Raw genomic sequence first — 23,676 nt, 5'->3', positions numbered from 1 at the left:
TCTTACTCTTCCGGGTCACGGATCTTCATCGGGCCCGGAGTCCACCAGCCCGATCGGACGGTCTCATCGTAATCTATCTGCGCGTTGTTTGGGACATCGCCGACGGAGTTCGTCCTGCGCTCGTACTTCGCGGCGGAACCCCAGTCGCGCTGCCAGTCGTTGCGCAGGTAGCCGGGGATCTCGTAGGAGTAGTTCACGGCCTCCGCGGTGGACAGCGCGCCGCCGCCCAAGAAGTCCATGAAGCCGGACAGCTGCTGCTTGCCCGGGGCGTCCGGCATGATGCGGTACTCCGGGATCTCGGTCACGCCGGCGTAGTGGCTAAACGTGCGCTGGCACGGGTACTGGAAGGCGACGGACCAGTCGAGCAGGCCGGGGGTGTTGCCGTCGAAGCGCTCGTTGAGCGGGGACAGGTGCGGGTTGCGCAGCGGGGTGATGGCCAGCCAGTCCTCCTCGGCAAGCGAGGCGTCCTCGGCCACCAGGCGCGCCACGTCCGCGTCCTCCGGCAGGTCCGCCAGCGGCAGGCGCAGGTTGCGCCACAGCGGGGTCGGGCCCTGGTCCAGCATTTCCTTCTCGCCCAGCTTGGTGATGCTGCCGTCGTCGGCGCGCTTGCCGTACTCCAGGACCAGCTCGGTGCCCTCCTGCTCGACGCCGTTGATGTCGTGGTGCTTGATGCGGCCGGCGACGGAAGTGACGAGGAGCGGGGAATCGTCGTGAAGCTCGGGCAGCTCGTACCAGGAGGTCTTGATCTTGGCGGACGCCTTCGGCTCGTCCTCGAAGGTGCCCAGCACCGGCACGCGCGTGTAGTCCAGGTTGAACGGCAGGCGGACGGTGGAGCCGTTGATGCCGCGCATGGACTTCGGGCGGTTGCCCTGCGTGTGCGTCGTGGTGGTGGATTGCGCCTCCTCGGTCAGGTCCTTGGCGTCCGGCGCGTCCTCCTCCGTCTCCGTGCCGTCGGTGCCAGCGCTTGTCGACGACGCGTCCTTCTCCACCGCCGACGCCTCCGAGCGCGATTCCTGCTGCGTATCGGAGGAGTTCGCGTTCTCGCTGACGATGAAGGCCGGCACGCCGTCGGGCGTGAACCCGCGGTTCTCGTCGCCGGAGTCGAGCGACTTGCCCAGCGGGACGCCGTCGGCCGGGGTGAGGAAGGAATCGTTGGTGTCGTCCTCCAGCAGTACATCGTTTGCAAGCGCGCAGGTGTCGCCGGCGAACGACTTCACGTTGCCCATGCCCACCGAGTAGGCGGGGGCCTGGGACGCGAACGCCTTAGCAAAGGTGAGGCAGGAGAAGGCGACCATCGCCACCGCCATCACGGCGATGGGGGCAGCCATGATGCCGGTCCAGGCCCCGCCGACGCGCTTCTCGGTCTGGTCCTTGCGGAAGGACTGGACCACGCCCACCAGGGCGACGAGCAGGGCGAGGATGAGCATGACCTTGTTCGCCTCGACCGCCTTGAGCTGGACGGTCTTATCCCACCACGGGACGCCGAAGGAGGAGACGTACCACCAGGCGTTCCAGCCGGCGAGGGTGAGCGCCATGAGGAACAGGACCGCGGCGATGGCGAAGGTGCGGTTGCGCTTGGACTGCAGCGCGATGTGGGAAAGTACCACGGCGCCGAGCGCGGCGACAGCGCCGCCCAGGCCCGCGTAGATGCCAAAGTGGTGGGTCCACTTCGTCGGCGTGAACATGAGGAAGAACGTGGACAGGCCCACGATCAGCAGCATCCGCAGCGTCACGTCCTTGGCCACCCCGGGCACCTTGCCAAAGCGGGCGACCGCCCAGGAGATAAGGATGAGGCAGAAGAAGAACACGAACATGGGGAAGCGGCGCGACATCGCGCCGTCCACGGACTGCTGGAAGAGCGTGCCGTAGCGGACCCACTCGGAGAACCACTCGAGGGCCGGACCGACCTGGCTGCGCACCGACGTGGACTCGAGCACGGTGGCCAGCGTCTGGTCCTTGAAGATGGGCACGAACACCGCCAGGCCGGCGCCCAGGAACACGGCCACGTAGGCCAGGCCCGGGGCGATGTGGCGGCGCCGGTTCATGATGCGGAACACAGCCGGCAGGCTGACCAGGAAGATGCCCACGGCGGCGAGGCCGGTCGGGCCGCAGGCCAGGGTGATCGCGGCGGTCACCGTGCCCCACGCGGCGGGGGCGAGCCGGTCGGAGGCGATGGAGCGCTCAAACATGGCCCAGGTGGCAATCACGCCGAGCGCGATGATCGGCTCCGGGCGCAGCCCGTTGTTGTACGGCAGCCAGAACGCCAGGAAGACGAAGGCGGCGGTCCAGTGGGCCACCTTGCGGTCCGCCACCACCGAGCCGAGGCGCGGGAGGATCTCGCGCGAGAGGATCCACCAGGTGAGGACCGCGGCGAGCAGCGTGGGCAGGCGCATCCACATGGACGCGGTGGTCACCTTGGACAGCAGGGCGAGTACGTCGTAGAACGGGGAGCCGAACGGGGCCTCGGGCACGCCGTACCAGCGGTAGTAGTTCGCCATGTAGTCCGAGTCGTTGGACACGCGGGCCATGGTGAGCAGGAAGCCGTCGTCGGAGGTGTTCGCGCCGAAGACGTGCCAGAACGCGAGGATGGCGAGCACGACGGCGTCGAGAAGCGTGAAGGTGCGCCAGCGGGGGCCGAAGGCGGGCAGGTGCTTCCCGTCGTAGCGGTCCAGGCGGCGCAGGGCCCACAGGCCGATCAGGGCGGCGACGAGGCCGCCGACCATGCTGAGCAGCTTGACGGTGGTGGGGGAGGAGGTGAAGCGAGAGTTCACGTCGACGGTGGCGGTGAGGCCGGCGTCGATAAGCTTCTGCGAAGCCTCGGGCTTGAGCTCGGTGTACAGGCCGGTGAGCTGGGGCCGGTAGTCATCGTCCGACTCCTCCACGAAGGTGGTGCCGGGGATGGCGGCGGTCATGCCCTCGTCGGTCTGGCGGATCTCCAGGCGCGCGTCGGCGGGCAGGGAGCGGACCTCGTCGGGGCTCAGCTCGAAGACGACGTCATTGAGTGAGGAGACCACCAGGCCGCCCTCGGGGGCGGTGATGAACAGGCCGCGGTCCGTCGCCTCCTTGGAGGATTCCGGGAGGGTGGACAGGATCGTGGTCTGGTCATCGCGCAGCTCGTCGACCGCGCTGAGCGGGATGGTCAGCGACACGTCCTGCGGCGCGAGCGAGATCAGCGGCGCGTTGACGGAGGCGACGCTGCCCTGCTGCGGCCAGGAAATCTTCGACTGCACCTGGTTGACGGGCAGGAAGGGGGTGAGGACCAGTAGGACGAAGGCGATCAGACCGGAAACGATCGCGGTGTAGACCAGCGACTTCGGAGCTTTTGGTTGAACATTTGAAACGGTTGCCACGAACAGTCACCTTACTGTGACTGACGCGCTATGTACGCACCACTACCGCGAACGGGCCGATCTGCTCCACGTCCCAGTCGCCGCCCTCGAACGCCTTCGGGTTGAAGAAGATGCCCTCGTAGCGGACGTTCGGCTGATTGGGGAAGATGTCGTGCGCGATGTGCGTCTTGAACCCGGCCTCCGGGTCGTCCACGTCGCCGCGGAAGATGAAGGCGGCGGGCGGCTCCCACTTCGCGCCGTCGATGGCCGCGGTGAGCTCCTCGGGGTGGTCCCAGGACAGCTGCGACCAGGCGGACAGGGCGTCGTTGCGCTGGTCGTACTCGCCGAGCGGGTTGGCGTAGTGGCTGGTAAACGCGTTGAAGCCGAAGAAGGGGTGGAACGCCATGAAGTTGATCTCATCGGTATAGACCACCGTCTGGTTGGGGGCGTGCCCGTGCGACTCGATCAGCTCCGAGATCTCGCCGTAGTACTTCGCCGCGTTCGGCGGGAAGCGGTCGGCGCGCTCGCCGAAGCCGTCAGTGTCCGCGTAGGCCTGGTCGATGTGCGACTCGTTCTCGGCCGGGATCTGCTGCACGTACGCCAGGCACGCGCCGGCGAGCACGACCATGACGATGGCCATGATGCCGCGGATGGACTCCGGGGAGAACCGCGCCGGGTAGAAGTAGTCCAGCCCGACCAGGCAGGCGTCCATCACGCCGATCACGCCCGCGGTCGCGAACACCTCGATCACCAGCACCTCGATGCGGAACCCGAGCAGTGAGGTGCCCACCAGGGTGGCGGACATGGACGCCAGGCACCAGGCGTAGCAAACAATCGCGGCAATGCCTAACGACGCCACCTCTTTGTCCACCGCGCGCACCACCAGAAAGATCAGACCGAAGAAGGAAAGGACGCCGATAACGGAGAAGGACAGGAACGGCAGCGGGTAGGCCGTGCCTTCCTCCGGCAGGAAGTGGTTGGCGGTGGACTTCACCTCGTAGTCGCCGAACAGCACGTTGTAGAGGTACGGTGCCCAGCTCAGCAGCGCGATGACCATGGAGCACACGCCGATGACGCACAGCCTGCCGATCACCCGGAAGTTGCGGTCCTGCATGACGCACTCCACCCCCGCGAGCACGACCACCAGCAGCGCGGCGACCGCGGTGAACAGGGTGTAGAAGCAGGCGGAAAGGCCCAGGTAGAGCACCATGAAGATGATGGCGTTGCGGGAGCCGAGGAGCGCGCGGCGGGCGATGATGGCGGCCGCGGGGAAGAACATGGCGACGATGGCCGCGTACGGCTCGTCCGGCGTCTCCGTCAGGACGATCGCGGTGGTGACGGTGGCGATGGTGCACGCGACCGGCAGCGAGCCGGTGATCTTCTGCCAGATCGGGGTGAGCATGGCCGCGCCCGCCGCCAGGGTGATCAGCGCCCAGGGCTGGAAGACCTCCCAGCCCGGGATGCCCAGCAGGTCCGCCACGCGCCCGCCGGCCCAGAACCAGCCCATTGGGTAGAAGGTGGGCAGGTCCTTGTAGTTCATGTCCGCGTTCGCCGCGGTCTCCGCCATGCGCGACAGGAACTGGGTGCGGAAGCCCTGGTCCACCTGGATGCCATCCAGCCACAGGCGGGTCGCCGCCAGCGGGATGGCCAGCGAGGTAATCACCAGCGCTGGGGCAGTGACATACATCATCACCGCCTTCGGCCAGGTGCGCTTGCCGCGCAGCCAGCCGATGCAGCAGACCAGGGTGGCGCCGAGGATGACAAACGAGCCCGCCGTGGACAGCGCGCGCGTGGACATGGACCGGTTGAACGCCGGCAGGGAGATGGAGTGGAGCACAAACCAGGCGAGTGTGGTCACCGCGGCGGCTGCGAACGCGGCGGCGAGGGTGAGGATGAGCGTCTTCCGCGCGGAAAGTGCGTCGGGTTCATAGCCGGTGGTGCGCAGCCCAAACGTGGGGTCTACCGAAGTTTCAGGTGCAACTGTCGTGCTCATGCCCTCTAGTTTCGCACAAACCTGGCGGGTGCTACTCGACACCTCGCTCAGACAGGAACATCAAGATGGCGCGCACCCGTCGATTGTCCTCGTCCGGGGTGAGACCCAGCTTGGAAAAGATGCTGGAGACGTGCTTCGCCACCGCCGCCGACGAGAGGAAAAGTTTGGCCGAAATTTCGGCGTTGGACAGCCCTTCCGCCATGAGCTCGAGGACCTCGAGCTCGCGCGGGGTCAGCGCGCGCAGCCACGGGGCGCTGGCGTGCATGAGGGAGCTGGCCACCTCCGGGTCGATGACCACGCCGCCGCCGGCGACGGTTTCGCAGGTGGTGATGAAGTCCGCCACCTCGGCGACCCGGTCCTTGAGCAGGTAGCCCGTGCCGCCGCCGAACTTTTGGCCGAAAAGTTCGCGGGCGTACGGCGCGGCGACGTATTGGGACAGGACCAGCACGTTTAGGCCCGGGTGGCGCTCGCGGAGCTCCAGGGCGGTGGTGAGTCCGTCGTCGCGCATGTTCGGTGGCATGCGGACATCGGTGATGAGGAGGTCGGGGAGGGGTGTGGCGTCGATAAGCGAGGTGAGCTCCGTCGCGCTTGAGGCCTGGCCGACGATGTCGTGGCCGCGCCGGGTGAGCAGGCCGGCGACGCCCTCGCGGAGCAGCGCGGAGTCGTCCGCGATCACGAGCTTCACGCGCCCACCCCGCTTTCGCCGCGGAAGAGCAGCAGTGGGATGCGCGCCGCGACGGTGGTCGGGCCGCCGGCCGGCGAGTTCAACTCGACGTTTCCGCCGAACGCGGCGACGCGCTCGCGCATCCCATCGAGGCCGCCGCCGGGAAGGAAGTTCGCGCCGCCGTCGCCCTGGTCAGTGACTATGACGTTGAGCGTGTCGTCGCAGGTGATAAGGATGTGGACGGGGTGCCCTTTCGCATATTTCGCCGCATTCGTGAGCGCCTCGGTGGCGAAGAAGTAGGCGGCGGCGAGCACGGATGCGTCAATGGCGGGCAGTGGGTGCGGGGCGCGGACCCGCACGTGGGGGCCGTACTGGGAAGCTGCAGTCTCCACTGCCGCGACCAGGCCCCGGTCGGTGAGCTCGCTGGGGTGGATACCGCGGACGGTGCGTCGCAGGGTTTCCAGGCCGCGCTTGAGGTCGGCCGCGGCGTCGTCGAGAAGCGCCCGGGTGTTCCCGTCGGTGTCGAGCTTGGCCTCGCCCACCTTCATTGCAGCTGCGACGAAGTGCTGTTGCGCGCCGTCGTGCAGGTCGCGCTCGATGCGCAGCCGCTCAACCTCGTAGGCCTCGGCGATCCTGCGCCGAGACGCCGTGAGCTGGTGCACGCGATGCGCCGCTGACTCCTCGTTGCTCGCTTGTTTCCTCCACCTCATACCTGCATACAGTAGCGAGGTAGTGCTAGCACTACCCGAATTTTGGGCGCGAGCACCATGGTGAAACTTTTCGGCCAAAAGTTGAATGGAGACATGCTCACTCTCACAGACATCACAAAATCATTCACCCGGCAGCGCGTCCTCGAGGGCGTGAGCCTTCAGGTCCAAGCCGGCGAATCGCTCGCCGTGATGGGGCCGTCGGGCTCCGGCAAGTCGACGCTTTTGCACTGCATGTCCGGCGTGCTCACCCCGGACTCCGGCGAGGTGGTCTTCGAGAGCACCAACATCGCAGCGCTTGACGACGCCGCGCGGTCCTCCCTCCGCCTCAACCACTTCGGCTTCATCTTCCAGGACGGACAACTTTTGCCGGAGCTCACCGCCACCGAGAACGTGGCGTTGCCTCAGATCATGCGCGGCGTATCCAGAAAAGAGGCCCACGCACAGGCGGACGACATGCTCACCCGCCTGGGCTTGGGGAACTTCACGAACAGATTCCCAGGCCAGCTCTCCGGCGGGCAAGCGCAGAGGGTCGCGATCGCGAGGGCGCTCGCTGGCCCGCCGAAGGTGGTCTTCGCCGACGAGCCGACCGCGGCGCTGGACCAGGCCACCGGGCATGAGGTGATGCAGGAGATCGTGGCGGTGGCGCAGAAATTCGGCGTCACCCTCGTCCTGGTCACGCACGACCCGAAGATCGCGGCCTGGTGCAACCGGCGCATCGAGATCCGCGACGGTCTCATTCACTCGGAGGTGACGGCATGAGCGCGACCACACTTCTCAAGGCGACCAACGTGCAGTCGAAGGGTGCGCTGTCCCAGAAGCATTCCGGCGAGCGCTGGGTGCGAACCCTCTCCGTGGCCGCGCTGACGGTAGCGACGTGGATGCTGTGCACACTCGCCGGCGGCACGTGGATGTTCGTTCAGCGCGACAGGCAATACCCGGACATCGGCGGCGACATCGACATACCGCTGCTCTACATCGGGCTCGCACTCTTCGCGTGCGCGCTGCTCGTCCCCACCCTGCTCACCCTGCTCACGCAGGCGGCGCGGGCAGACCTGAGCGGGCGCGAGCAACAGCTAGCGGTGTTAAGGCTTATCGGCGCGACCGCAGGTGAGGTCCGCGGCATGATGATCCTGGAGGCGCTACGCAGGGCCTTCGTCGGGTTGAGCATCGGCACGGCGGCTTACGTAGCGAGCGTGCCAGCCTGGTCAGCGCTTTCCTTTCAAGGAGCACAGATCGGCACCTGGGAAATGTTCACCTGGTGGGTCGTGCCGATCGCGTGGACGGCCATCGCGCTGCTCGCCGCGGGTTCCGTGTGGCGCGCGCTGCAGCAGGTGGCGGTGACGCCGCTGGGCGTGACCAAGCGCGTGCCGCACCCCGGGCAGAAGGTAATCACCACGGTGTGCGCTGTCGCCGCAGCAATCGCGCTGTACATCTGGCTTGCTCGGCACCCGGTCGCGCCGGAGGCCGATTTCGCGGACATCCTGGTGGCACTCGTCGTCTTCATCGGGTTCTTGGTGGTGAATACGCTGATCGCCGTCGGAGTGATCCAGATTGTGGCGCGCTTAAGCTACCGAATCCCAGGCGCGTACAACTACGTAGCGACGCGCCGAGTGGGCCGCGGCGCAAAGAACACATGGCGCAGGTGCAGTGCGCTGTTCTTTGTCGCGTTTACCGCCGGGGTTGCCGGGGCGTTCCAAGGCATCGCGGAAAGTGAGGTGGCCCCCGAGGAGGCGCTCATCGTGCAAGACCTGCCCAAGGGCATCGCCATCACGGTGCTCTTCGGCGCGATCTTGCTGGTGCTGTTCACCCTGCTTACGCAGACGCTCGCGGTGGTGGAGCAGAAGCAGCTGACCAAGTCGCTCCACTTCATCGGTGCGGCACCAACTTTTCACACAAAAGTTGCGGTACGCGAAATTGGCGTGCCGATGGTGGTCGCAGCGCTGCTGGGATTTGGCCAAGGCGTGCTCGTCGGCCTGGTCATGGTCGGGGCAACGCCCGACGGGATCGCAACCGTACTGTTTTTCGGCGCGCTCATCGCGCTCGCTCTGGTCGGCTGCCTTGGTGCCGTGGTTGCCACCGGCCGTCTCCGCGCAAAGGTGCTCGCGGAAACCGGCAGGGCAAAGGACTAGTATCGGCGCGCATGAGTAAGCAAAGCCAAAATTTGACCGCAATCGCCCTCGGGTCCGCCATGACGTTCGCGGGTATCTCCCACCTCACCTTCAATCGCGAAGAGTTCCAGGCACAGGTGCCCAACTGGTTCCCCATGGACAAGGACGCCGTGGTCCTGGGCTCGGGCGTGGCAGAGATCGCGCTTGGCGCGGGGCTGCTCGCGTGGAAGAAGCGGCGCCGCGAGGTGGGCGTCGCGCTCGCCGCGTTCTATGCGGCGATCTTCCCGGGCAACATCGGCCAGTACGCCGAGCGTCACGACGGGTTCGGGCTGGACACCGACGGCAAGCGCCTGGCGCGCCTGTTCTTCCAGCCGGCGCTGATCGCCGGGGCACTCCACGCCGCTGGCCTGCCCGAGAAATAGGAAAAGTCCTGCTCCGAAACCGGGGCAGGACTTTTCGCCGAAAAGTTAGAAGTTCAGCTTGCGCATGATCGGGGCCGGGATGGCCTTGAGCACCATGGAGATCGGGCCGAACAGCTTGTGCACGAACACGTTGGACTTGCCACCAAGCGCAGCCTCGACGGCGGCCTCAGCAACGTCCTCCTTGTTCACGGTCAGCGGCGCCTCGTCGAGGCCCTCGGTCATCTTGGTGCGGACCTGGCCCGGGCGGACCACGGTGACCTTCACACCGCTGTCGCGCAGTGCCTCACCGAGCTGGGTGTAGAAGCCGTCCATGCCGGCCTTGGATGCGCCGTAGACAAAGTTGGAGCGGCGCACCTTCTGGCCCGCGACCGAGCTCATGGCGATGATGTGGCCGTGACCTTGGGCTTTGAACTTTTGGCCCAAAAGTACGCCGACCGAGATCGGGGCGGTGTAGTTCGTCTGCGCGGAGGCGACGGCGGCGGCCTGGTCCTGCCAGAGCTGCTCCTGGTCGCCGAGCGTGCCGAACGCGACGACCGCCACGTCAACGTCGCCGTCCTCGAAGGCGGCGTCGATCACGCCGGGGTGGGCGTCGAAGTCGGTGGCGTCGAAGTCGATGAGGCGCACCTTGGAGGCGCCGGCGGCGGAGACTTCCTGCACCGCGGCGTCGATACGCGAAGAGCCCTTGCGCGCGGCGAGGGTGACGGTGGGGTTGCCGCCGCGGGAGGCGAGCTCGGAGACGATCGCGAGACCGATCTCCGAGGTGCCACCGAGCAGCAAAATGTTCTGGGCTTGGCCTACTGCATTCAGCATTGGGGATTCCTTTCTAGTGCAGCTCGAGGCGGCGGGACATGTCGGAGGCGAAGACGCCGGTCGGGTCGATGTCGTGGCGGGTCTTCAGCCAGCCGGGAAGCTCCGGGTACATCTTGTGGAACTTCTCTGCGCTGGTGCGGGACTCCTTCGCCAGGTAGAGGCGACCACCGAACTCCATGACCTGGTCGTCCAGGCGGTCGAGGAACTCGTTGAGGCCCGGACGGATCGGGAAGTCCACGCACACGTTCCAGCCCTTCATGGGGTAGGACAGCGGCGCGCGGTTACCCTCGCCGAACAGCTTAAACACGTTCAGCGCGGTGTAGTGGCCGGAGGACTGGATCTGGTAGATGATGTCCTTGAACGGCTCGACCGCGTCCGTGGGCACCACGAACTGGTACTGCAGGAACCCCTTCGATCCGTAGCCGCGGTTCCACTCGCCGATCAGGTCGAGCGGCTGGTAGAACTGCGTGAGGTTCTTGATGTCGTTCTTGCTGGGCGCGCCCATCATGTAGTAGGCCTCGCCGATCGCCGACAGGGTCAGCTTGTTCATGGTCCAGGACGGGAAGATGTCCGGCACCGTCATCAGCTGCGGTGCCTTGAACTTCAGCGGGTCCTTGGCCAGCTTCGGCGCGAACTCCTTGAGCTGGTCCAGGGTGGCCAGCGAGCCGCGGGAGATGGTGGAACGGCCGGTCTTCGGCGGTGCGGAGATCGCGTCGAACCACGCGGAGGAGTAGGTGTAGCCCTCCTCCTGGCCGTGGGAGTGCTCCTCGATCGTCTCGTCGAGGGTCGTGGTGCGCACCGTGTCGGAGATGAAGTAGGCGGTCTCCGTCTTCGTCATCTTGATACGGGCGCGCAGGATGATGCCGGTCAGGCCCATGCCGCCGACGGTGGCCCAGAACAGTTCGCTGGTCTCGCCCTCCGGCTCGAGGTGCAGCACGCGGCCGTCGGCCACGAGCAGCTCCATGGAGACGACGTGGTCGCCGAAGGAGCCTGCGGAGTGGTGGTTCTTACCGTGGATGTCCGGGCCGATGGCGCCGCCGATGGTGACCTGGCGGGTGCCGGGCAGGACGGGGACCCACAGGCCGTAGGGCAGAGCAGCCTTCATCAGCTGGTCCAGGGTCACGCCAGCGTCCACGTCCACGATGCCGGTGTCCGGGTCGATGGAGTGGATCTGGTTGAGCTCCTGCATGTCGATGACCAGACCGCCACCGTTTTGGGCGGGGTCGCCGTAGGAGCGGCCCATGCCGCGGGCGATGACGCCGCGGCCGCTTTCGGCTGCCACCTGGACGGCCTTGGCGATGGTGTCCACGTCCGGGGTGGACAGCACGTGCGCCGTGGACGGCGCGGTGCGGCCCCAGCCGTAGAGGGATTTCAGTTCGGTGTGAAGTTCCATGTCTCCGCTTCTCTTCATACAACTAAAGGTGGAAAAGCTTGCGTTCTTCGAGCCTACTCACAACAGGCCGAACTTCCCTCATTGAAAGGTGTGATCTATTTCTCGTGTCTTAGAGGTCCATGATCTCGCGGATCTCCTGTGGCAGTTCCTCCTGCGACGTGATAGTCGGTTTACCTGATGCTTTGTGCTCTCGGAGGAGCTCGTAGATGCGCCCGCGGCCCACGGAATCCACAAAAGGTAGCTCTTCCGCGAAGACGCGGACCATGAAGTCGGACAGGGGCACGTCGACACGCTGTGCCGCCTCGTGGATCGCGTTCGGGTCGTCGCCCTTGTAATGCTTCCTCATGCCATTCACCCTAGCGGGTGCCAAAAACCTCTATTGTGGGCGCCATGGGCAGCACGCTGTACTCCGAACACCTGGCGCCGGTGATTCAACTTTCCCCCGGCGCCACGTTCATGGTGCGCGTGGCACTCGCCTCGGATGAAGAGGTCTACCGCTGGGTCGGCCTGGACTCCACCACCACGATCGACGAGTGCCGGGAAATCATCGCCGCGCTCTTTGGCATCGAGGAAAAGGTCGGCACGCCAGAGCAGGGCATGCTTATCGACGTCCTCTCGTCCCCCGGCGACACCGCCACCTTTACCTGGGGCCTGTGGCAGTTCACCATGCAGCTCGCCGACATCTACCCCGGCACCAGCGACGGGCCCGTCTGCGTGGCGGGCGAGGGCGCGTTCGGCGGTGCCGACCTGGACCTGGACGCCGTGCGCCAGCAGCTGGCGGCGAGCCAGCTGCGCCCCGAGGTACGCGAGGTGATCCACCGCGCCGAGTCCTTCGACTTTGTGCCGCTCCTCCAGGTGATCGCCGACGGGGAGCCCTCTTTGCCGGCGCAGGAGCGCGCGAGGCTTGCATCCCTGCTCCCGGAATCGGCGGGCAAGACGAGCGATGCCTTCTGGGTCCACGTGCTGGTGATGGCGTGCTTTGCCGATGAGCCGACGACCCGCAAGCTGGCGCTCGGGCTCATGCGCGCACTCGGCTGGGAGGACACGGACGCCGACGAAGTGTTCACGTTAAGCCGGGCCGGCGAGGCGTTCGTGGGCGATCTCTCCGCCGTGGATCGCCTGGAAATTCTTCGCGAGCTGCTACACGGGTAGACTTGTCCGCCGTGTCTTCCACATTTTTCAAACAGTTGGTCCCGTTTCTGATCATCGGAATCGGCTGCGCGGTCATTGACTTCGGCATTACCTACCCGCTCGAGCTCGTCGGCACCCAGCGCGACCTGGCTAAGGCCGTCGGCTGGATCTTTGGCACGCTCATTGCGTACCTGCTCAACTCCAAGTTTGCGTTCCAGGCCGAGGTGAATGCGAAGAAGGCCGGCGCGGTGTTCATCCTCTACGCCGTGACGTTCGTGGTGCAGATCCTGCTCTACCGCTGGACCGAGGGCCCGCTCATCTCGATGGGCCTGGTCAACCCGTGGAAGGACGGCGTCTCCTTCGTCATCGCTCAGGGCGTGGCCACCGTGACTAACTTTGTGCTGCAGCGCCGCGTGATCTTCCGGGAGGAGACGAAGATCATCGCGCAGCAGGACCCGATTTAGGGTCGGCGGAAGTCCTCGCGGGCGCCGCGGCGCAGCAGCTTCAGCCACTGGAAGAACTCGCGGGGGCTCTTGCGCTCGAGCAGGAAGAACCAGCCGAAGCGCACCACTTCCTGCAGCTGCATCTTCTTCATCCCGCGCTGGTTAATGATGTAGCCGCGGTTGCGGTACGTGAAGTAGCGCTTCGTGGGGTTATCCGGCCACTGCGCGTGCGCGCGACCGCCCATGATGGGGTGGAACTCGCTCGACCCGTCCGGGTGCAGGTAGCTGGTGGTCAGCGCCGTGCCGTACTTCAGGCCCGACTGCGCCAGGCGACGGTGGTACTCCACCTCGTCGCCGCGGATGAACAGGCGGTAGTCGGGCACGCCGATGCGTTCCATCGCTCGCGCGCTGATCAGGGCGCCATTGAACAGCGAGGCGTATTGGGGTAGGAAATCGCCGGTCAGCTCGTCGACTCGCCGGTGCCAGACGGTGCCCTGGCGCAGCGGGAATGCGAGGGCTTCGGGGTCGTTGATGTTGGCCACGATCGGGCTGACCTCGTGCAGAGCGTGCGCCTCTGCCACGCGGTAGAGCTCGCCCAGCACGTGCTCGTCGGCGGGGCGGCCGTCATCGTCCGCGCACCAGATCGCGTCCGCGCCGAGGGCAAGCGCGTGCAGGAAGCCGTAGGCGAACCCGCCCGCGCCGCCCAGGTTGGTGCGGCTGGGCAGGTAGACAGCGCGGTCGCCCGCAAGCTCTTCGAGCAGGTCCCTGACCTGGTCCTCCGCGCCGTTGTCCACCACAATCACCCACTGCACCGGGTGGGTCTGGTTCACCACCTGTTCCAGGGAAGCGCGCAAAAGTTCCACGCGCTGGTGGGTGACGATCACAGCGGCCGTTTCTCCGGCCGGGGACAGGGTGGCAGTCATGCCTTCCATTCTGCCACTCAACCACCGAACTGAGGCGTGTGACATGGAGGTGGCGAAGGTTTAGGCGTTGAATCCTGGAATCTTGAGGAAACCGGCTGATCGCAACAGGTTCCGTGAAAACAGTTTATGTTCCATGATTTTTCACGGAAACTTGTAGAATATTGGCATGCTGAACGCGCGGACCACCTCAAAAATCGACGCTCTTCTTGATACGTATGCAGCGTTGCGGGAGGACAACCCCGAGGCCATCGCGGAGATTGCGCGCGCAGAGGTGGCGGAGGCGGTGTATAACTCGAACGCCATTGAGAATTCCACTTTGACTTTGGAAGACACCGAGAACATCCTGGCGGGGTTCACTGCTAGAGCGCACGATGTGCGGGAAGTCTTTGAGGCTAAGAACCTGGCTGAGGTGACTGAGGAGCTAATTCGAGGCGTCGGTAAGCTCGATGCAAACCTCATTCTGCGACTGCATGGCATGTTGCTTCGCGGTATCAACGATGACCGGGCTGGCCGGTTCCGTCGGCGGGGAGAATGGGTACGAGTAGGGGCACATATGGGTGCTAATCCTGAGTACGTAGACCGGCTGGTAGAGACCATCATCACTGAGTACTACGAGGATGAGAACTATTTCATCGATCGCGTCGCGCGGTTCCACGCAGAATTTGAAACCATCCACCCATTCTCAGACGGCAATGGACGCGTAGGGCGCGACATTATCAATCAACAACTCTTGGAGTTAGGGGCGCCGCCCATCATCATTCCGAACAAAGGAAAAGAGCGCCACTACTACCCAGTGTTCCGCGGCTATCCAGTAAGTGGTGATTATTCAGCGCTGAGCACGCTCATCGCGCGGCAACTCATTGAGTCACTGAACAAACGTATTACGCTCATCACCGCGCCGAAGGTGATTCGCCTATCGGAGTGGGCAAAGGTTAACGGTGTTTCTGGGTCTGTCGCCGCCAATAAGGCGGCGAGGGGCACCATCCCGGCATTCCGACAGCGTGGAACGTGGATGATCGACGCACACTATGGCAACGACGCAGAGGGCAGCGTCTAGGCTTCTTCCCCGTGGAAACGCTCCACCAGGTCGGCGACGTACTCGCCGGCTTCGGGGCCCTCGTAGGCGCCCACCACGTCGGAGACCAGGCCTGCTTGCCTGATTTCGCCCTTGTCCACCCACAGGGCGGTGTTGCACAGCTGGGCGAGGAAGTCGTTGGAGTGCGAGGCGAACACGAGGATGCCGGAGCGTTTCACCATCTCGGCTAACCGGACGCGTGCCTTGGCCATGAAGGCGGCGTCGACGGCGCCGATGCCCTCGTCGAGAAGCAAAATCTCCGGCTCAATCGAGGTGACCACGCCGAGGGCCAGGCGGACGCGCATGCCGGTGGAGTAGGTGCGCAGCGGCATGTTGAGGTAGTCGCCGAGCTCGGAGAACTCCGCGATTTCGTCCATCTTCGCCTTCATCTGTTTGCGGGTCTGGCCGAGGAAGAGGCCGCGGATGATGATGTTCTCGTAGCCGGAGATTTCCGGGTCCATGCCCACGCCGAGGTCGAAGACGGGGGCGACGCGGCCGCGCACGTCGGCAACACCGCGGGTGGGTTCGTAGATGCCGGACAGGAGGCGCAGCAGCGTGGACTTGCCGGCGCCGTTGTGGCCGACCAGGCCGACGCGGTCGCCCTCGCGCAGGTGCAGGTTGATGTCTTTGAGCGCCTCGACGACGACGGTGTTGGAGGCGTTCTTGCCAATCTTGCCGCCGGCCGAGGACATGACGGCCTTCTTCAGCGAGCGGGACTTGGCGTCGAAGATGGGGAAGTCGACGCAGGCGTTGTAGGTGTCGATAGAAACCATGGGGAGACTCCTTCCTTAAACCCCGAGTTAGACCCTGTTAGACCCAGTACGGCACGCGGAAGCGCATCTGGCGCATGGCCAGCAGGGTGATGAGCAGGCCGACGACGGTGCAGATGGCCACGATGCCCCAGTGGTAGGCGTCGACAGGCTGGTTGATCATGGGGGCGCGGACGATCTCCAGGTAGTGGTAGAGCGGGTTGATCTCCGCGAGCAGCGCGCGCTGGGCCACCTCGCCGCCCTGCTCCTTGAGCGTCTGCGTGGTCCACACGATCGGGGTGACGTAGAAGAGCAGCTGCACGAGCGCCTCGAGCAGCGGGGCGACATCGCGGAAGCGGGTGGCGATGATGCCGAAGAGCATGGTCACCCACACGCCGTTGAGCACGAGCAGGAGCAGCGCGGGGATGGCCAGCAGTGTCTGCCAGGTCAGCGGGATGCGGAAGATGATGACCAGTAGCACCCAGATGACAATGTTGTGCGCGAAGAAGAGCAACTGGCGCCACACCAGGCGGTACACGTGCACCGACAGGGCGGAGGGCAGCTGCTTGATCAGGCCCTCGTTCTCAATGAAGACGTTGGCGCCGTCCTTAATGCAGCCGGAGATGAACCCCCAGACGATGAAACCGACGGTGACGTGCGGGAGGAACTCGCGCACGTCGATTTGAAACAGCATGGAGTACAGCAGGCCGAGGGCGAGCGCCATGACGCCGGTGGCGATGGTGATCCATAGCGGGCCGAGCGTGGAGCGTCGGTACCGCTGCTTGATGTCCTGCCACCCGAGCTGCAGCCAGAGCTCGTATTGGCTCCAGCCGCGCACGAGGTCGCGGAAGGACATCCCCATCGTCTTGGACTTGGACGGCGGGGTTTCGTGGTCTGCGTCGCTGGTCATGCGCGTGACGTCCGCGCGGAGTTGTTCAAAGTCCTGCACCTTACTCACCCTAGCGTTAAGAGCGCGCTTTGCAGGATTTTGCCCCGGAGCAGGCAGTGTGCGCGGTAGGGGTGGAACGGGCATAATTGGTTCCGATCTCAACCACTGGAGCGAAGTAAGGGGTGTGGCATGGCGTTCGATGTCGCCAGTATTCGTGGTCTGTACACCTCGCTTGGCGACGGATGGACGTACCTCAACGCCCACGACGCGCCCCAAATCCCGGAGCGTGTTTCCGCGGCGGTGTCGCGCTCGTTCCGCCTCTCCGCGTCAGTGGCCCTGCCGGAGCCGGGGGCGGGCACCCACTCGCGCGAGCAGCTGGGCCGCCCGGAGGGCGAGTCGTACGTGCAGCAGGCGCGTTCCGCGGTGGCGGACCTGGTCGGCGCTGCCCCCGGGCGCGTGGTGCTCGGCCCGAGCCTGCCCGCGCTCTACGCGTCGCTGGCGGTGGCGCTGAAGCCGCTGTTCCGCCGCGATTCCTCCCTGGTGCTCAACGGGGTGGACCGCCCGGAGCTCACCGGAGCCCTGGCCCGCATTGACGCCCCCACGAAGTACGCGCAGGCAGACCTGGCCACGGGCGACCTGCCCGCCTGGCAGTTCGGTGACCTGGTGGACGGCGCGACCCGCCTCGTCTCGGTCCCTGCGGCGCACGCGGAGCTGGGCACCATCATCGGCGTCGGCGACGTCGTCGAGCGGGTGCGGGAGCGCTCGAGGGCTTGGGTGCTTGTCGACGTCTCCGCCTACGCCCCCTACAAACCGATCACCTTCGATGCATGGGGCGCGGACATCCTGGCGATCGACCTCGCCGAGCTCGGCGGGCCACAGCTGGGCGCCCTGGTCTTCCGCGACGAAGCCATGTTCGGCCGCCTCGAGGCGCCCGCGCTGGACATGCAGGTGTCCACGGGGCTCGCCGGTGGCGTGCCCGCGGTGGTGGAGCATTACGCCTCCCTCGTGGAGGGCGCGCAGGGCCGCCCGACCCGCCGCAACCGGCTGACGCACTCGATGGGGGAGACCGCCACCTACTTCAACCGGCTGCGCGATGACCTGGACACGTTCCTGGGGACGCTGCCCGCGGTCCACATCGTCGGCGTCTCGGGCGAGGCGGCGGAGGACGCGGCGATTGAGCGCATTCCCCGGCTGATGTTTGGGGTGCGGGGCGTGCCGTCGACAATGGTGCACCAGCGTCTCTTCGCCCACGGCATCGTCTCCACGATGGCGCGGCCGAGCCGGCTGATCAGCGACATGGGCGTCGCCGAGATGGGCGGCGCCGTCACCGTCGGCCTCGCGCCCTTCAACACCGAGACCGACATCGAGCAGCTCATCCGCACCGTTGCGTCGCTGGCGTAACTTTTCGCCGAAAAGTTACTCACCCACCGTGAGCACGACCTTTCCGGTGTGAGCGCCGGAATCGAGGTACTCGTGCGCGGCGGCGGCGTGGGCAAGCGGGAACGTCTTGGTCACGTTGGGGGCGATCTGGCCGGACTCGATGAGCGGCCACACGTGCTTTACGGTGTCTTCCACAATCCGTGCCTTCATCGGGCGCGGCCGGGCGCGCAGGGTGGTGGCGTGCACCGACTGGCGCCGCGGCATCATCCGGCCCAGCGACAGCGTGCCCTTCGCGCCGCCCTGCAGTGCGATGACGACGAGTCGGCCGTCCACGGCCAGCGACTTGATGTTCGCCTCCAGGTACTCGCCGCCCACCACGTCCAGGATGATGTCGGCCCAGCCCTTGAGCTCCTCCTCGAAGTGCTGCGTGCGGTAGTTGATGCAGATGTCGGCGCCCAGCTCGCGGCAGTAGGCGAGCTTCTCGTCGCTGCCCGCCGTGACGGCGACCTCCGCGCCCAGCGTCTTGCACAGCTGGATGGCAAAGGAGCCGATGCCGCCGGCGCCGCCGTGGATGAGCACCTTGTCGCCCGCTTGTAGGCCGGCGACCATGCCCAGGTTGGACCACACGGTGCAGGCGGCCTCTACCACGGCGGCGGTCTCCACCAGGCTCAGGTTGGCTGGCTTGGGCGTGAGCTGGCCCTCCGGCACCGCGACGTACTCGGCGTAGCCGCCGCCCGCGAGTAGGCAGCCGACCTCCTCGCCCTTCGTGCGGCCGGTGGTGCCGGGGTCCACGATCACGCCGGCGCACTCCAGGCCGATGGTGTCCGGTTCGCCCTTCGGCGGCGGGTAGTTGCCCTGCGCCTGGACAAGGTCGGCGCGGTTGACGCCGGCGGCGGTGACGCGGACGAGCACGCAGCCGTGATCAAGTGCGGGCTCGGGCGCGTCGGCAAGAGCGAGGGAGCGGGGATTGTCGGGGTCAGTGAGTGCAATTGCTTTCATGCCCACCCAGGATAACGGAGTCGGTGAGGCCATACTGTAAGCTTTTCACCCGTTGGAGACGTGGCAGAGCGGCCGAATGCACCGGTCTTGAAAACCGGCGAGGGTCACACCTCCAGGGGTTCAAATCCCCTCGTCTCCGCCAAATGTTTTACAGGGCGTCCAGCACGTCGATGAAGCGCTGGGCCGCCGCCTGCGGATCCGCCCACTTGTCCAGGCCGAAGAGGCCGATGCGGAAGGTGGAGAAGCCGTCGCCCTCGCCGATCTGCAGCGGCACGCCGGACGCAATCTGCAGGCCCTTGGGCTTGAACGCGGCGCCCGACTGTTGCTCCGGGGTGTTTGCGTACAGCACGACCACGCCGTTGGACTCGAAGCCGTCCGCGGCCACGGAGCGGAACCCGCGCTGGTAGGCGGCCTCGCGCACGAGGCGGCCGAGCGTTTCCTGGTGCTGCGCCAGCACGCCCAGTCCTACCTTGGCGGATTCGCGCATGATCTCCAGGTTGTGCAGGATCGTGTCCGTGGGCAGGGTGGAGTGGTAGCCGGCCTTGCCGTCGCGGTAGCCGTCGAAGATGCCCAGCCACTTCTTCAGGTCCAGGGTGAACGAGGTGGACTCGCTGGCCAGCACCGCCTCGCGGCCCTTCGGCGAGAGCAGGACGTAGCCCGTCGACGGCGAGCCCGACCACGACTTTTGCGGCGCCGAGACCAGTACGTCGATGCCCTGGGACTCCATGTTGGGGAAGGAGGCGCCCGCAGCGATACAGTCCAGCACGAACAGCGCGCCGTTGTCCTTGGCAATTTCGCCCAGGCCTGCGATGTAGTCGTCCGGCAGGGTCAGCCCCGCCGCGGTCTCGGTGTGGGCGGTCACGATGACGTCGGGCTGGTGCTTCTCGACGATTCCCCGCACCTCCTCCAGCGCCGGCGGCGCGAATGAGGGCTGCGACTCCTGGCTGGTCGGCTGCGCGTTGAGCACGTGCACCGAATCCGTGATCTGGCCGGACTCGATGATCTGGCTCCAGCGGTACGTAAAGAGGCCGGAGCGCAGGATGAGCACCTTCTTGCCCGTGAACAGTTGTCGCGCCACCGCCTCCATCGCGGCGGTGCCGCCGCCGGGGATGAGTGCGGCGGAGTCTGCGCCGTAGGTGGAGGTCAGCAGCGTGAGCATCTCCTGCGTAGCGGAGATGAACTTCTGCGACATGTGGTTCAGGGAGCGGTCGGTGAAGACAACCGAGTACTCGAGCAGGCCGTCAGCGTCGATGTCGGGGCGAGGAAGTTGAGTCATGCCCCACAGCGTAGCCGGAAGTGTGTCGTGGAATACCCGTTTTGGGTTTAGGTCTCCGGGAAAAGCTCCGGGGTGGTGTGGAACTGGATCCGGTCCGCGCTGAGCAAGTCCTTCGCGCGCTTTACGGTCGCACGGTCCGCACCGGCGATGACGACGACGTCCTTCAGCGAGAGTGCGGCGGAGGGGGCAACGGAGGCGTCGCCCGGGTGGCGCGGGTCCACGTCCGCAAGATCCGCGCCCGCGATCTCACCGAGCGGGACGCCGAGGAGGACGGTGGAGGTGGAGAGGCGCTCGGGGGTGGCGTGTTTGGGGGAGAGGAACAAGGGGGCGTCGATAAGCATCTGCTCCGAAACGGCGTCGATGTCCGTGACGGCCCAGACAATCCAGTCGGAGCGGTTGGCGGCGGCGGGGCCGAGGTCACCGCGGGTGGCGACGCCGGCGAGAAGGTCCGAGTTGAGTTTCATGCGCACCACTATACGGATTGGCGGCGCGGTTAGGCAGCGCATTTGGTTGTGTGGCTGCGTGTGGGTAGGATGGGCAAAGGCCTGGAGACGTGCCAGAGCGGCCGAATGGGGCTCCCTGCTAAGGAGTTGCCCTCTTTGCGGAGGGCCGCAGGTTCAAATCCTGTCGTCTCCGCCACCGCGCCCGTAGCTCAACGGATAGAGCATCTGACTACGGATCAGAAGGTTGGGGGTTCGAATCCCTCCGGGCGCACCAAGAAAACCCCAGCTCAGAGAGCTGGGGTTTCGTGCTTTCCGTTCCTAGTCGGTCTTCACCACCGGTGCGACCGTGGAGGTCGTGGACGGGGTCTCGCCGGAGCCGGAGGAACCGACGGTGATGTCCACATCGCGGACGCTCGGGACGCAGGTGCGCGCGCCGACGATGGCGAGGACGGCGGTAGCCAGGCCGATCACGCCAGCGCCGGCGGCGGTGAGTGCCTCGGGCTGGACGCCGAAGTTACGTGCGGCGTCATTGAGCGTGCGGGTCAGCTGGGCGCCGACGGACTCGAGGCCGGGCACCGTCAGCTGGGTTGCCAGCGCAAGCGGGATGATCGCCAGGATCGGCACCGCCAAGCCGGCGAGGGTCGCCGCGCAGCGCGGGTCGGAGGAGCCGCCCTCGACGCCCACGTTTGCGCCAACCTCCGGGCCCTCGCCCTCCTGGCCGAACGCGGAGGAGCCGCCGCCGGAAGACGCTGGAATGCCGTCCACCTTGCCGTTGTCCGTGACCTTCACATCGGGGTTGCCGTTGTCCGTGACATTGACGTCCGCCTTGGCGTTGTCGGTGACCTTCACGTCCGCCTTGGCGTTGTCGGAGATCTTCACATCGGGGTTGCCGTTGTCCGTGACATTGACGTCCGCCTTGGCGTTGTCGGTGACCTTCACGTCCGCCTTGGCGTTGTCGGAGATCTTGACGTCCGGGTTGCCGTTGTTGGACAGGTTGTCGCGCGGGTTGGCGTTGTCCGTGATCACCACGGTCGCCTTGGCGTTGTCCTTGATGTCTGCCTTGGCGTTGTCCGTGATGACGACGGTGGCCTTGGCGTTGTCGGAAATCTTCACGTCCGGGTTGCCGTTGTTGGACAGGTTGTCGCGCGGGTTGGCGTTGTCCGTGATGACCACGGTGGCCTTGGCGTTGTCGGAAATCTTCACGTCCGGGTTGCCATTGTTGGACAGGTTGTCCTTGATCTCAACGGTTGCCTTCGCGTTGTCCGTGATCACCGGGTTGCCGTTGTTAGACAGATTGTCCTTGATCTCGGCCTTAGCGTTGTCCGTGATCACCGGGTTGCCGTTGTTGGACAGATTGTCCTTGATCTCGGCCTTAGCGTTGTCGGTGATCACCGGGTTGCCGTTATTGGCCAGGTTGTCCTTGATCTCAGCCTTCGCGTTGTCCGTGATGACCACGTTCGGGTTGCCGTTGTTGGACGCGATGTTGATGTTCACACCGCCGCCCTTGCCGTCCCCTGAGCCAGAACCCGTGCCAGAGCCCGAGCCGCCACCGGTCAGGCCGCCGAGCAGCCCGCCACCGGTTGCGCCGCCAACGATGCCGCCGAGGATCTTGCCAAGCACATCTCCGGCAATGCCGGCGACCTCGCCACTCGAGGTCTGCGGGTTGGACGCGTTGATCTTCAGCGTGCGCTTCACGGTGGTAGTGCCGTCGGAGAACTCGACTGGCAGGTCTTGCGTGCCCGCAACGAAGTTGCTCGGCGCGGTGATCAGGACCTTGCCGTCCTTGGTGGACACGCCCCACAACGGCTTGCCCGCACCCTTCTTCACGGTCACGCCCTCGGGCAGCGTGATCTCGTCAACGGTCTTGGAAAGTTTGCCCTCAAAGTCAACGTCGTAGGGGCTGTCCAGGTCCGGCAGGTCCGCCACCCACGCTGCATCGTTCTTGGACACGTTGACCTTGAGCGTCACGTTCTGCTGCTCCTCGCCCGGCAGCGTCACCTTCGCGGGGATGCTCTGCAGTCCGTCCCTGAACGCGACGTCGCTCTGCGGGCGGGTCAGCTCAACGGAGCCGTCCTCGTTTGCGGCCAGCTTCCAGTTGAACAGCGTCGCTGCCGCGGCCTCGATTGTCGAGCCCTCCGGCAGCACAAGACCCTCGACGGTCGCGGGCTCATTGCCGGCAAAGTTCGCGGCGTATTCCTTCTCCCAATCCACGGCACTGTCCGGGGCGCCCGCGGCGGAGGTCGCAGTCGTTTCTGTGGTCGTGGTGTCCTGTGCGTAGCCGTTCGGCACGACGATGGATGGCGCGGTCAGCGCGAGGGACAGGGCGCTCGCGGCGACGAGCGCGCGGCGGCGTGGAGTGTGGGCCATGGAGGTTCCTTTACGGTTGGGTGGGCACGTGCGTGCCCTGAGCTGGCAAGAGTTGGACAGAGTTGCAAGTACCTTAATATTTCTAGCACCGTACTGTCTGCGCGTATAGCGATTCGCGCATTCGCTTCGACCTTCTACATACATTCGGGGGCTATTGCTTATCGACGCCCCACCGCCCCTACGTTCCATCAATCCCCCATTCACCTGGCGTTTTGGTGCTTTGCGAGCAACGGTGTAACGTATCTCTTCGTTGTCAGAGAGAATCTGACAGGACGCGCCCGTAGCTCAACGGATAGAGCATCTGACTACGGATCAGAAGGTTGGGGGTTCGAATCCCTCCGGGCGCACAAGTTGGAACCCCGCTCCGGCGGGGTTTTCTTCTGCCCGGTCAGGCGGGTGGAAACGCGGGGTGTTAAAGGGCGAGGGCACGCACTTATGCAGGTCAGGGTTAAGCGACAAAATGTGTGCTTTTCTCGGCGTGTCGACTTAAGCGACAAAATGTGTGCTTTTTTGGGGGTGGGATGGGTGGTTTTTGGGTGTGTTGTGCTGGGGTTATGTTCGTCCTGCCCAGC

The 23,676-nt window shown here is 65.6% G+C and carries 21 protein-coding genes and 4 tRNA genes; 11 read left to right on the top strand and 14 right to left on the bottom strand.

Annotated features, from left to right (window positions below):
- Nucleotides 1-2: 2 nt before the first annotated feature.
- Genes CKJ85_RS09215 through CKJ85_RS09200 form a run of 4 tightly spaced genes read right to left on the bottom strand, consistent with a single transcriptional unit; the run spans nt 3 to nt 6,648 of the window.
- Entirely contained in the window at nt 3-3,350 is a 3,348-nt protein-coding gene (locus tag CKJ85_RS09215) for an arabinosyltransferase domain-containing protein (protein ID WP_095554131.1), read from the bottom strand.
- Nucleotides 3,351-3,378: 28 nt separating this feature from the next.
- Nucleotides 3,379-5,322 (bottom strand): galactan 5-O-arabinofuranosyltransferase, encoded by a 1,944-nt coding sequence (locus CKJ85_RS09210; RefSeq protein ID WP_095554130.1) that lies wholly within the window; start codon nt 5,320-5,322, stop codon nt 3,379-3,381.
- A gap of 31 nt (nt 5,323-5,353) precedes the next feature.
- Nucleotides 5,354-6,007: a response regulator transcription factor gene (locus CKJ85_RS09205; protein ID WP_095554129.1), complete on the bottom strand. Its 654-nt coding sequence runs from the start codon at nt 6,005-6,007 to the stop codon at nt 5,354-5,356.
- Nucleotides 6,004-6,648 carry a sensor histidine kinase gene (locus CKJ85_RS09200; protein WP_369825038.1) on the bottom strand — a complete coding sequence of 215 codons (645 nt, stop codon included), beginning with the start codon at nt 6,646-6,648 and terminating at the stop codon, nt 6,004-6,006. Before CKJ85_RS09200 ends, CKJ85_RS09205 begins: the two co-directional genes overlap by 4 nt.
- Before the next feature lie 141 nt (nt 6,649-6,789).
- On the opposite strand from CKJ85_RS09200, the gene CKJ85_RS09195 reads away from it, so the two are divergent.
- From CKJ85_RS09195 to CKJ85_RS09185, 3 genes are read left to right on the top strand one after another with little or no spacing between them, the layout of a single operon-like run.
- A complete protein-coding gene (locus CKJ85_RS09195; RefSeq protein ID WP_095554127.1) occupies nt 6,790-7,455 on the top strand; it encodes an ABC transporter ATP-binding protein in 666 nt (221 codons plus the stop codon).
- The gene (locus CKJ85_RS09190) at nt 7,452-8,825 is read left to right on the top strand and encodes an FtsX-like permease family protein (RefSeq protein WP_095554126.1); all 1,374 of its coding nucleotides are present in this window, start codon (nt 7,452-7,454) and stop codon (nt 8,823-8,825) included. Before CKJ85_RS09195 ends, CKJ85_RS09190 begins: the two co-directional genes overlap by 4 nt.
- Before the next feature lie 11 nt (nt 8,826-8,836).
- Nucleotides 8,837-9,226 carry a hypothetical protein gene (locus tag CKJ85_RS09185; RefSeq protein WP_095535880.1) on the top strand — a complete coding sequence of 130 codons (390 nt, stop codon included), beginning with the start codon at nt 8,837-8,839 and terminating at the stop codon, nt 9,224-9,226.
- Between the two features lie 45 nt (nt 9,227-9,271).
- On the opposite strand, the gene CKJ85_RS09180 is transcribed toward CKJ85_RS09185, so the two are convergent.
- The 3 genes from CKJ85_RS09180 to CKJ85_RS09170 all read right to left on the bottom strand — a co-directional run bounded on the left by CKJ85_RS09180 (nt 9,272) and on the right by CKJ85_RS09170 (nt 11,775).
- On the bottom strand, nt 9,272-10,036 hold the full coding sequence (locus CKJ85_RS09180; RefSeq protein ID WP_095275263.1) for a decaprenylphospho-beta-D-erythro-pentofuranosid-2-ulose 2-reductase: 765 nt from the start codon (nt 10,034-10,036) through the stop codon (nt 9,272-9,274).
- Between the two features lie 13 nt (nt 10,037-10,049).
- Nucleotides 10,050-11,429, bottom strand: a complete 1,380-nt coding sequence (locus tag CKJ85_RS09175) for an FAD-binding oxidoreductase (RefSeq protein WP_095538021.1) — start codon at nt 11,427-11,429, stop codon at nt 10,050-10,052.
- Between the two features lie 109 nt (nt 11,430-11,538).
- Complete coding sequence (locus CKJ85_RS09170; protein WP_095538022.1) at nt 11,539-11,775, bottom strand: hypothetical protein; 237 nt, start codon at nt 11,773-11,775, stop codon at nt 11,539-11,541.
- A gap of 44 nt (nt 11,776-11,819) precedes the next feature.
- On the opposite strand from CKJ85_RS09170, the gene CKJ85_RS09165 reads away from it, so the two are divergent.
- Nucleotides 11,820-12,581: a hypothetical protein gene (locus CKJ85_RS09165; protein WP_095554125.1), complete on the top strand. Its 762-nt coding sequence runs from the start codon at nt 11,820-11,822 to the stop codon at nt 12,579-12,581.
- Between the two features lie 11 nt (nt 12,582-12,592).
- Nucleotides 12,593-13,024, top strand: a complete 432-nt coding sequence (locus CKJ85_RS09160) for a GtrA family protein (RefSeq protein ID WP_233127026.1) — start codon at nt 12,593-12,595, stop codon at nt 13,022-13,024.
- On the opposite strand, the gene CKJ85_RS09155 is transcribed toward CKJ85_RS09160, so the two are convergent.
- Nucleotides 13,021-13,935, bottom strand: a complete 915-nt coding sequence (locus CKJ85_RS09155; RefSeq protein ID WP_369825037.1) for a glycosyltransferase — start codon at nt 13,933-13,935, stop codon at nt 13,021-13,023. The genes CKJ85_RS09160 and CKJ85_RS09155 overlap by 4 nt on opposite strands.
- Nucleotides 13,936-14,092: 157 nt before the next feature.
- Here CKJ85_RS09155 and CKJ85_RS09150 point away from each other — a divergent pair, with 157 nt between their 5' ends.
- A complete protein-coding gene (locus CKJ85_RS09150) occupies nt 14,093-14,983 on the top strand; it encodes a Fic family protein (protein ID WP_095554124.1) in 891 nt (296 codons plus the stop codon).
- Here the strand turns inward: CKJ85_RS09150 and CKJ85_RS09145 are convergent.
- Nucleotides 14,980-15,774, bottom strand: coding sequence for an ABC transporter ATP-binding protein (locus CKJ85_RS09145; protein WP_095554123.1), 795 nt, complete (start codon nt 15,772-15,774; stop codon nt 14,980-14,982). The two genes, CKJ85_RS09150 and CKJ85_RS09145, sit on opposite strands and share 4 nt — an antisense overlap.
- A 37-nt stretch (nt 15,775-15,811) precedes the next feature.
- The gene (locus CKJ85_RS09140) at nt 15,812-16,660 is read right to left on the bottom strand and encodes an ABC transporter permease (RefSeq protein ID WP_205691161.1); all 849 of its coding nucleotides are present in this window, start codon (nt 16,658-16,660) and stop codon (nt 15,812-15,814) included.
- 168 nt (nt 16,661-16,828) lie between these two features.
- Here CKJ85_RS09140 and CKJ85_RS09135 point away from each other — a divergent pair, with 168 nt between their 5' ends.
- The gene (locus CKJ85_RS09135) at nt 16,829-18,040 is read left to right on the top strand and encodes an aminotransferase class V-fold PLP-dependent enzyme (protein ID WP_095554122.1); all 1,212 of its coding nucleotides are present in this window, start codon (nt 16,829-16,831) and stop codon (nt 18,038-18,040) included.
- 15 nt (nt 18,041-18,055) lie between these two features.
- Here CKJ85_RS09135 and CKJ85_RS09130 read toward each other — a convergent pair whose 3' ends face one another.
- Nucleotides 18,056-19,018: an NAD(P)H-quinone oxidoreductase gene (locus tag CKJ85_RS09130; RefSeq protein ID WP_095554121.1), complete on the bottom strand. Its 963-nt coding sequence runs from the start codon at nt 19,016-19,018 to the stop codon at nt 18,056-18,058.
- A 54-nt stretch (nt 19,019-19,072) separates the two neighbouring features.
- Here CKJ85_RS09130 and CKJ85_RS09125 point away from each other — a divergent pair.
- Nucleotides 19,073-19,160 (top strand) — tRNA-Ser (locus CKJ85_RS09125).
- A 6-nt stretch (nt 19,161-19,166) separates the two neighbouring features.
- Here CKJ85_RS09125 and CKJ85_RS09120 read toward each other — a convergent pair.
- Both CKJ85_RS09120 and CKJ85_RS09115 read right to left on the bottom strand, forming a co-directional pair.
- The gene (locus CKJ85_RS09120; RefSeq protein WP_095554120.1) at nt 19,167-20,294 is read right to left on the bottom strand and encodes an aminotransferase class V-fold PLP-dependent enzyme; all 1,128 of its coding nucleotides are present in this window, start codon (nt 20,292-20,294) and stop codon (nt 19,167-19,169) included.
- 47 nt (nt 20,295-20,341) lie between these two features.
- The gene (locus CKJ85_RS09115; protein WP_095554119.1) at nt 20,342-20,758 is read right to left on the bottom strand and encodes a hypothetical protein; all 417 of its coding nucleotides are present in this window, start codon (nt 20,756-20,758) and stop codon (nt 20,342-20,344) included.
- Between the two features lie 83 nt (nt 20,759-20,841).
- Between CKJ85_RS09115 and CKJ85_RS09110 the strand changes: the two genes are divergently transcribed.
- Together CKJ85_RS09110 and CKJ85_RS09105 are read left to right on the top strand one after the other, a co-directional pair.
- A tRNA-Ser gene (locus CKJ85_RS09110) sits at nt 20,842-20,933 on the top strand.
- A 2-nt stretch (nt 20,934-20,935) separates the two neighbouring features.
- Nucleotides 20,936-21,011, top strand: a tRNA-Arg gene (locus CKJ85_RS09105).
- Nucleotides 21,012-21,055: 44 nt separating this feature from the next.
- On the opposite strand, the gene CKJ85_RS09100 is transcribed toward CKJ85_RS09105, so the two are convergent.
- Nucleotides 21,056-23,104 (bottom strand): right-handed parallel beta-helix repeat-containing protein, encoded by a 2,049-nt coding sequence (locus CKJ85_RS09100; protein ID WP_095554118.1) that lies wholly within the window; start codon nt 23,102-23,104, stop codon nt 21,056-21,058.
- A 274-nt stretch (nt 23,105-23,378) separates the two neighbouring features.
- Here CKJ85_RS09100 and CKJ85_RS09095 point away from each other — a divergent pair.
- Nucleotides 23,379-23,451, top strand: a tRNA-Arg gene (locus tag CKJ85_RS09095).
- Nucleotides 23,452-23,676 lie beyond the last annotated feature (225 nt).

The organism is Corynebacterium sp. NML 150383 (genome assembly GCF_002285085.1).
Taxonomy (GTDB): domain Bacteria; phylum Actinomycetota; class Actinomycetes; order Mycobacteriales; family Mycobacteriaceae; genus Corynebacterium; species Corynebacterium gottingense.
The sequence above is the reverse complement of the archived record's forward strand: the minus strand, read 5'-3'. Positions and strand labels throughout refer to the sequence as shown.

Bases quoted from the DNA above. Each gene is read 5' to 3' on its own strand.
- CKJ85_RS09190 (WP_095554126.1), top strand. From the start codon at position 7,452: ATGAGCGCGACCACACTTCTCAAGGCGACCAACGTGCAGTCGAAGGGT.
- CKJ85_RS09145 (WP_095554123.1), bottom strand. From the start codon at position 15,774: ATGGTTTCTATCGACACCTACAACGCCTGCGTCGACTTCCCCATCTTC.
- CKJ85_RS09155 (WP_369825037.1), bottom strand. From the start codon at position 13,935: ATGGAAGGCATGACTGCCACCCTGTCCCCGGCCGGAGAAACGGCCGCT.
- CKJ85_RS09115 (WP_095554119.1), bottom strand. From the start codon at position 20,758: ATGAAACTCAACTCGGACCTTCTCGCCGGCGTCGCCACCCGCGGTGAC.
- CKJ85_RS09175 (WP_095538021.1), bottom strand. From the start codon at position 11,429: ATGGAACTTCACACCGAACTGAAATCCCTCTACGGCTGGGGCCGCACC.
- CKJ85_RS09195 (WP_095554127.1), top strand. From the start codon at position 6,790: ATGCTCACTCTCACAGACATCACAAAATCATTCACCCGGCAGCGCGTC.
- CKJ85_RS09180 (WP_095275263.1), bottom strand. From the start codon at position 10,036: ATGCTGAATGCAGTAGGCCAAGCCCAGAACATTTTGCTGCTCGGTGGC.
- CKJ85_RS09210 (WP_095554130.1), bottom strand. From the start codon at position 5,322: ATGAGCACGACAGTTGCACCTGAAACTTCGGTAGACCCCACGTTTGGG.
- CKJ85_RS09170 (WP_095538022.1), bottom strand. From the start codon at position 11,775: ATGAGGAAGCATTACAAGGGCGACGACCCGAACGCGATCCACGAGGCG.
- CKJ85_RS09135 (WP_095554122.1), top strand. From the start codon at position 16,829: ATGGCGTTCGATGTCGCCAGTATTCGTGGTCTGTACACCTCGCTTGGC.
- CKJ85_RS09185 (WP_095535880.1), top strand. From the start codon at position 8,837: ATGAGTAAGCAAAGCCAAAATTTGACCGCAATCGCCCTCGGGTCCGCC.
- CKJ85_RS09165 (WP_095554125.1), top strand. From the start codon at position 11,820: ATGGGCAGCACGCTGTACTCCGAACACCTGGCGCCGGTGATTCAACTT.
- CKJ85_RS09140 (WP_205691161.1), bottom strand. From the start codon at position 16,660: ATGACCAGCGACGCAGACCACGAAACCCCGCCGTCCAAGTCCAAGACG.
- CKJ85_RS09150 (WP_095554124.1), top strand. From the start codon at position 14,093: ATGCTGAACGCGCGGACCACCTCAAAAATCGACGCTCTTCTTGATACG.
- CKJ85_RS09120 (WP_095554120.1), bottom strand. From the start codon at position 20,294: ATGACTCAACTTCCTCGCCCCGACATCGACGCTGACGGCCTGCTCGAG.
- CKJ85_RS09130 (WP_095554121.1), bottom strand. From the start codon at position 19,018: ATGAAAGCAATTGCACTCACTGACCCCGACAATCCCCGCTCCCTCGCT.
- CKJ85_RS09100 (WP_095554118.1), bottom strand. From the start codon at position 23,104: ATGGCCCACACTCCACGCCGCCGCGCGCTCGTCGCCGCGAGCGCCCTG.